At 58.4% G+C, this 7,173-nt stretch carries 7 protein-coding genes; 1 reads left to right on the forward strand and 6 read right to left on the reverse strand.

Annotation, left to right across the window (positions count from 1 at the left end):
• Positions 1 to 8: 8 nt before the first annotated feature.
• From QDT69_RS32955 to QDT69_RS32975, 5 genes are all read right to left on the reverse strand, one after another.
• Positions 9 to 1,193 (reverse strand): HlyD family secretion protein, encoded by a 1,185-nt coding sequence (locus tag QDT69_RS32955; protein ID WP_279710635.1) that lies wholly within the window; start codon positions 1,191 to 1,193, stop codon positions 9 to 11.
• Positions 1,194 to 1,205: 12 nt separating this feature from the next.
• Positions 1,206 to 1,409 (reverse strand): DUF1656 domain-containing protein, encoded by a 204-nt coding sequence (locus QDT69_RS32960; RefSeq protein ID WP_279710636.1) that lies wholly within the window; start codon positions 1,407 to 1,409, stop codon positions 1,206 to 1,208.
• Positions 1,409 to 3,340, reverse strand: a complete 1,932-nt coding sequence (locus tag QDT69_RS32965) for an FUSC family protein (RefSeq protein ID WP_279710637.1) — start codon at positions 3,338 to 3,340, stop codon at positions 1,409 to 1,411. Before QDT69_RS32965 ends, QDT69_RS32960 begins: the two co-directional genes overlap by 1 nt.
• 43 nt (positions 3,341 to 3,383) lie before the next feature.
• Positions 3,384 to 3,833 (reverse strand): transcriptional regulator, encoded by a 450-nt coding sequence (locus tag QDT69_RS32970; RefSeq protein ID WP_279710638.1) that lies wholly within the window; start codon positions 3,831 to 3,833, stop codon positions 3,384 to 3,386.
• A gap of 299 nt (positions 3,834 to 4,132) precedes the next feature.
• Positions 4,133 to 4,759, reverse strand: a complete 627-nt coding sequence (locus QDT69_RS32975) for a response regulator (protein WP_279710639.1) — start codon at positions 4,757 to 4,759, stop codon at positions 4,133 to 4,135.
• Between the two features lie 224 nt (positions 4,760 to 4,983).
• Between QDT69_RS32975 and QDT69_RS32980 the strand changes: the two genes are divergently transcribed.
• Positions 4,984 to 5,376: a response regulator gene (locus QDT69_RS32980; RefSeq protein WP_279710640.1), complete on the forward strand. Its 393-nt coding sequence runs from the start codon at positions 4,984 to 4,986 to the stop codon at positions 5,374 to 5,376.
• Here QDT69_RS32980 and QDT69_RS32985 read toward each other — a convergent pair.
• A partial coding sequence (locus QDT69_RS32985; protein ID WP_279710641.1) for a PAS domain S-box protein occupies positions 5,371 to 7,173 on the reverse strand: 1,803 nt, incomplete at its 5' end. The genes QDT69_RS32980 and QDT69_RS32985 overlap by 6 nt on opposite strands.

The following is a 7,173-nucleotide window of genomic DNA, read 5'->3' on the forward strand; positions in this document are numbered from 1 at the left end:
TGCGACGGCTACTGGGACGACGGGCCAGGAATGCAGCCGGGCCGCGCCGGAGTTTCGCCGATTAGTCCAAGGAAGCTCGTCTCGAGTTCAGCTCGCGCTCTTTGAAAGAGCGACCCGCTCTCGCCGTCCCTGATCGTGACCGTTGCGGTCAAGCCAGACACCAGCGGCACACCAGGCGGCACATTGTCGATTGCGATCCGGACCGGCACTCGCTGCGCCAAGCGTACCCAAGTGTAAACGGGATCCACGTTTGGCAATCCCTGCGTGGACGCCGCTGCATTGGATACGCTGACGCCACGCGTCACTGTTGCGATGTGACCCATGATCGGCGCCGGGTAGCCCATCAGTCTTGCCTCGGCGTGGTCACCCACACAAAGGCGGGCCAACTTGGTCTCCTCGAAATAGCCGTCGACCCAATAGCTGTCCGTGTCGATGACAGAAACGTTGGTCGCGCCTTGATGCGCGTAGTCTCCCTCTCGCAGGAGTAGGTTGGTGACAATTCCATTCACCGGACTGCGCACCTCAGTGCGCTGCAAATTGATCTCCGCCTCCCGCACCTGCTGCTGAGCCGAATCGACGGCGGCTTTTGCCTGCAGCGCACTCCCCTCGAAGACCTGCTTTTCTTCGATGCTGCTCGCCAGATCCGACAAGCGTAGCCGACGTTCGGACTGCAGTTCCTTCACACTCAGGTCGGCCGATTTTTGCTGCAAGACCGCCTTGTTCGTGCGCAGCGCAACATCAAAATCGAATGGATCGATGACATACAGTATGTCGCCCTTATGAACGAATTGATTGTCGACGATTCGCAACTCCGTGATCTTTCCAGAGATTTCCGGCGCCACACTCGCCACTTGGACTCGAATCCGCCCGTCCCGTGTCCAGGGGCCGGCGTTGTACTGGTCCCAGGTCACAAGCGCGACCAGCACCGCAACGACCACGATCCCAGCGGTGGCTATCTTGCGCAGCACAAACCGCACGGTTCGCCGGGCGCCACCTCGCCGCCGTGCCGTAGACTTGCCGGGCGACGAGACGATCGGTTTGCCGTTTGGATGACCTTCCGATGCTTCTCGGGCGACGTCATCGAGCTCACTGGTTTGGCGAGCCGATGCATTACCGACGCCTGGCGAAGGGAGCGTGACGGTCGCCTGCATCTCGTCTCGCTCAACCGCCTCATCATGGACAGCCGAATCCATGGTCACCTCCTCCTAGAACAACAGCACCAATAAGCTCAGAATAGTCACATATAGACTCAGTTCGGCAACCGAGGCGTTACTGAACATCTTCGCAAAGCCGACGACATGCAGAAGCGGTCGCAGGACGATGACGACGACGAGAGCCGTCACCAAATACGTCACAAAAGGCGCCACCAGAACGCCTCCGATGATCAGCTCTGGAAAGGTGTGCGCCATCAGGTTGCCTCCTGAGGGAGATTAACGCCGTTGCCTCTATCGAGGATTTTGCTTGTCACGATTAGGCACGCAGCAGCATCCGCCTCGATCGAGGCTGCCTGTGGAGCCGCTTCACGCAACTGGTGCGCAATGGCGCGCAGGGTCAGTGTATCGCGTTTGACGATCGCCGCGCGTGCTTTGTCCGCGAATGCCGCAAGTGGCCCATCGGCGAATGGTATCAGCTTCGCTTCGCAAAGCCGAACCATCGCCGATTGGTCGAAGCAAGAGAGCATTTCTGCGAGGGCCCGAGGGTCCTGCGCTCCTCCAGCGGTCATGAATTGCCCGATTCGCGACGCTTCCCGGAACGCTGCCTCTTCCGGAGCTTCTCCGTACTGGCGGCCCGGTTCCTGCAGCTCGCTGCGAGCCTCCGCAACCAACCGCATCCTACGTTTGTCATCGGAGACTGGGGGAATCAGCGTCTGTGCCGCGAGCAGCAGCGCCGCTGCCGCTACAACAAATAGAACGGTGAAGAGAAAGCTTTGCGGATTGTAGGTCTGCGGATTACTCGGTGACAGGATAACCGGTAAGAAAAGCAGATTTACCCGGCCGAGTGATGACCATAGAAGGCTTTGTGACTTCATGAGAACGGCTGCGCCGATCGTAAAGGGAGCCATGGCGATCGCCAGCAGAGGAAAGGCATCGGCGCCATTAAGGATGATGAACTCGAGCACGCCAGTCAGCACAGCTGCGATCGGCGTACCAACAAGCGCGATTACGGTGAAGCTGCGCGGGTTCGGTAGTACGGCTCCCAATCCGATAATCAACGCGACGAAAGACAACGAGGCGCTCGCCGCAGGCCATCCAGCCCAAACGTAAAAAATTGAGGCAATCGCAAGCCACAGAGCGGCACGGACACCACTTGCTGCGGCAGTTCTGCAGGATCGATACAAGGGCGCACGCCAAACCCGCAGTGGCCATCGCGCCGACCTCAGGGCTAACAGATCCTGGTAGACCTCTTCATCCCGAAGTCGCCATTCTCCGGCAGTCCATGCCGAAGCTTCGCTCTCGACGTCACGTACACGCTTTTGTCCTGCTGCAAGTACCGGCTGCGGCGCCGGCAGCGCAGAATCGACCGCTCGTTCGAGCGCAGCTCTTGCCTGATCCAGGTCATCGACATCAACAGGACTGCTGTTCAAGATCCTGGCTGCCTGCAATTCAGCAACCAATCCGACCGCGACGCTGCGGGCGGCGACGCTCCTTACCAATCCACTGCTCGTCTCCAGAGCTACGCTCGCGATCTCAGGTCGAAGCGCCACGATTTCCCGAAGCAGCGTCAGAAATGTAGCCGAGTTGCCTGGTTCGGCGCCGCAGGCTGCGCCCGCATATTCGCGAATGCGGCGGCGAATCGTCGCGAGTTGCACCATGAGCCGTGGATGACGATCGGGGGTGTACATCAGCGTATTTACGACCGCCATCGACAGAACGCCGACCGCGATCGCAGCACCGCGCGCCATGCCTGATTCAAACACGTGCTGCGGGTTGTCGATCTGTTGTGTCGCAATGAGTGCAACGGTGTAGCCAGACAGTACTGCCGCATAGGCCCGATAGCCATCCAGAAGGTTCGCTGCAAAGACGCAAATGCCAATCCACACCGCGAATGCAACGAGGATCAGATCCCTCTCCTGGGCAAAGATCCCGGTGATTGCGATTGATGCGGCGACGCCCACAATCGTGCCGAGCAATCGAAAGCCCGCCTTGTCCAGCGCCTGACCGCGGGTCGGTTCAGCAAGAATTCCAACGGTAACCGCCGCCGTGGCCGGCGCTTCAAGCTGCAGCCAGAAGCTCACGAACAGGGCCAGGATCATGGCCAGCCAAACGCGGATGGCGAAGCTCCAGGAGCTGACGGGAATATTGGCTACAGTGAGCGAATGCTCTGCTATCGTCGCGACCAACGTAATCGCTCCTCGAAATTTGCCGGTGCTTTGCCTCTCGAGCTCAGTTCTCGTTTCCCGACACATCCACTGAAGCGACGAAGCAGTAGCCACGTCCGTGGATGTTGACGATAAACCGATTCCCGTTCTGGCCGTCACGTAGCGCGCGACGTAGCGCAGACATATGGACCGTGATGTTGGAAGGGTCGACAAATAGATTAGGCCAAACGCGAGCGGTCAAGTCCTGCTTACTGACCAACACGCCGCGCCGTTCAATCAATGCAATGAGGATCTGCAGGGCACGGCTTCCGAGAGGCACGGCCTTGCCGCCCTCCAACAGAAGAAACTGGGTCGGCAGCAGACAAAACGGTCCGAATGAGACCTTGGTTGCCGGGACATCGGCCGATTCCGTTCGCTTCTCGAAGAGTCCCTTGTCCATGTCCCGACGTTGAACGGCGTGCTCCACGTCAACTTCCGATTCGGGATGCGCCCAGCGTTCGGTAAGTGCGTGCATTATAACCTCGCGTGTTTGGTACAGGCGGTATGCCGACAACAGCTTCTTTGAGACGCTATTTGGCGGCTTGGGGCGCTGCGGTCGACTACGCGGGAAGTACTCTGAGGTTCGCTTATGGTCGCTTGTGCTAAGCGATCGCTTAGAGGCGACCGCGCGAACCATCGCTCTGAAACTGATGGTTGGAAAAGCACGTAAGGGGAATCAGCGGCGCAGCAAAATTCTACAAATGGAGGCTTGCGCGGATGGACAGCGCACTCGCGCGCGAATTCACAGCTGCATGCCCCTCAAACTGAGGAACTCTATGTATGCTGTAGTCTCACATTGAGCATGTCCGCCATCCGGCTGAGCTCGGGAAGCGAGCGCGCCTTCATCTTCCGCATCAGGTTGGTGCGATGCACCTTCACCGTGGATTCGGCTATACCGATATCGTTGGCAATCTGCTTGTTCAGGCGACCGGCCACGACATGGAGCATGATGTCCCGCTCGCGGGAGCTGAGAGTATCGAAGCGCTCCCTGAGTGCAGCCAATGCGCCTTCACGCTCTCGACGGACGCGATCACGAGCGAGGCCGGCCTCAACGGCGTCAAGTAGGTCCTGATCGCGGAACGGCTTTGTGAGGAACTCTAAAGCACCGCCCTTCATCGCTTGCACCGTCATCGGCACGTCGGCGTGCGCTGTGATGAAAATGATCGGCACTTGCCTGTTTGCGGCGGTGAGCTCGCGCTGAAGGTCAAGACCGCTTTGCCCAGGCATTCTCACATCGAGTACGAGGCAAGTAGGGCCCTCAGGCGGATCGGCCTTGAGAAAATCCGGAACAGACGAAAATTGCCGGGCGTCCAGGCCGATGGTCCGCAACAGCCGCGCGACCGAATCGCGAAACTCGGGATCGTCATCGATGACCAAGACACTGGGATTTGCGCCGGCCATTCCTGGTAACCTGCATAAGAGGACTACACCCTTCCCAACGGCGCTATTCTACGTACAAACTGTCGGGATGAACAGTATCTGTTGCCTAAGCGGATCGCCAAAGGCCTGAGCCATCGCTTAGCGCTGCCGGCATTGCGTTATTGGGGATTGTCGCTGACACTACGACAGTTCCATGCTGCGCGAGGTGTTGCCTCGCCAGTATGCTGCAGTGCCTGGAACCCGCGATGTTGAAAAGTAGATTGATATCAATCGTCGATGATGATCAGCCCTTTCGCGAGTCAATGCGAAAGCTGGTGATGTTGCTGGGCTACACTGTCGAAGCGTTTCCGTCGGCAGCCGATTTCCTGGCATCGCGTCTCTTGCCCGAAACCGCCTGCTTGATCGCCGACGTTAACATGCCCGGAATGACCGGAGTCGAGCTGCACAGCCATTTGCTCGATGCAGGATACGCGATCCCGACGATCCTCGTTACCGCGTATCCCGATGAGGTTGTCAGGGATCGGGCCCTGAAGGATGGCGTTGTTTACTACCTCAGCAAGCCGTTGGACGACAACCATCTCGAACGCTGCTTGCGTTCGGCTCTGCAGCCCGATACGCCGGTCGAAGACAATTCATGAGTCTTCTTGGGCCGCCGGCAACGTGAACTGAAGCACAGCGCCGCGAGGCTCGTTCGCTTCCGCCCATAGCTTGCCCCCATGAGCATTGATGATGGAGCGGCATATCGACAGCCCCATCCCTGTCCCACTGGACTTGGTGGTGTAGAACGCGTCGAAGACTCGATCGAGATACGCCGGATCAATGCCTGGCCCGGAATCGCGTACGGCCACGAGGGCACCTGCCTGGTCCTGCTCGGTGCTGATCAACAGCTTTCTTGCCCTCTCCTCAACCGCGCCCATTGCTTCAGCCGCGTTCAGAATCAGGTTCAGCAAGACCTGTTGCAGCTGAACTCGATCCCCAAGGACCGGAACCAATCCATCCGCAAGCCGGGTTTGGACCGAAACGCCATTCCCTTGAGTCACGCTTTGCGCCAATACAAGCACTTCGTTGATCGCCGTATTGAGATCAAAGCGTTCCTTTCGCAGTGGCGCTTTCCTGACGTGATCACGCATTCGTCCGACGATGTCCCTGGCTCGGTCTGCGTCCTTGACAACACAAGCGAACGCTTCCCTGACCTCACCCAGATTCGGCGGATTTAGTTCCAAAAAGCGCATCCCCGCACGAGCGTTGTTGCGAGCGGTCGCGATCGGATGCAGGATTTCGTGAGACAGCGAGGCTGCCAATTCTCCCATCATGCTCACTCGGTTCATGTGGGCGAAATCCGATTGCATCTGCTGCAATCGCGCCAACGCCTGCGTGCGATCCTCGATTTCCGTCAGGAGAACATACCAGCGGATAATACGTCCAGAGTCATCGCGAAGTGGGACGCCGCGGTTATCAAACCATCGATATTCCCCGTCGAAACGTCGAATGCGTTGTTCGATATGGTACGGAATCCCGGCGCCGATCGATTTTGTGAATACTTCGGCGACATGGGGAAGATCGTCGGGATGTATCGTCCCGTTTGTTCCCCACTTCCTCAACTCCTCCGGCGACTGTCCGCTATACTCAAGGATTTGGCGATTGACGGTTTCGAGCTCACCATTCGGGGCCAGAATCGCAACTAGACCAGGTATCCCATCAATGGCCGAGCGCAAACTTCGCTCGCTATCACGGAGCGCCTTCTCCACGCGCTTGCGCTCGGTCAAATCGAGGACGAACGCGACGCCCTCGTTGCTACCCTTGAAAAGCGTGGCGCCAACAAGCACGGGAACGCGGCTTCCGTCCTTCCGAAGATACTCCTTCTCGAAGGGCGGAACGATCCCTGTTGAGTCCAGCAGAGCTCGCGTGAGCACGTCGCGCTCGCGCCATTCCGGGGGACTGAGGTCGGCCCAGCGCACGCGACCCCAAGCCAGGTCCTCACGGTCATACCCCAGGATCCGTAGAAATGCGTCATTAGCCTCCAGAATCCGGCCTTCGCGGGCAATGAATATACCGATGATGTTGGCGTCGACCAGGTGCTGAATTTTCCCTTCCCGATCTGCGACGTCGTGATAGAGCCGCGAATTTTTGAGTGAAATGGCCGCCTGCGACGCAATCACCTTCAATAAAGCGACGCGAGCGGGCGTGAAAACGTTCGGCGTCAGATTGTTCTCAAGGTAGAGAACCGCTGTTAGCTTTCCCTGATTGATCAACGGCAAGCTGAGAACAGAACGCACACCGCTCTGAATAATGTAAGGATCGGCAGAAAACGCATGCTGAGATGAAGCGTCATCGAGAATCACAGTCTCATGGGTGCGCGTTCCATAGCGAACCAGAGACTCCGGCAACGCCACCGTGCTGGAGGACCGGTCCCGCAGATGCACATTTATGTTCTC

The sequence above is a fragment of the Bradyrhizobium sp. CER78 genome, assembly GCF_029846235.1.
GTDB lineage: Bacteria > Pseudomonadota > Alphaproteobacteria > Rhizobiales > Xanthobacteraceae > Bradyrhizobium.

What these genes read in the sequence shown, in the direction of transcription:
- QDT69_RS32980 (WP_279710640.1), top strand. Translation starts at nt 4,984, where the DNA reads ATGTTGAAAAGTAGATTGATATCAATCGTCGATGATGATCAGCCCTTT.
- QDT69_RS32955 (WP_279710635.1), bottom strand. Translation starts at nt 1,193, where the DNA reads ATGGATTCGGCTGTCCATGATGAGGCGGTTGAGCGAGACGAGATGCAG.
- QDT69_RS32960 (WP_279710636.1), bottom strand. Translation starts at nt 1,409, where the DNA reads ATGGCGCACACCTTTCCAGAGCTGATCATCGGAGGCGTTCTGGTGGCG.
- QDT69_RS32975 (WP_279710639.1), bottom strand. Translation starts at nt 4,759, where the DNA reads ATGGCCGGCGCAAATCCCAGTGTCTTGGTCATCGATGACGATCCCGAG.
- QDT69_RS32970 (WP_279710638.1), bottom strand. Translation starts at nt 3,833, where the DNA reads ATGCACGCACTTACCGAACGCTGGGCGCATCCCGAATCGGAAGTTGAC.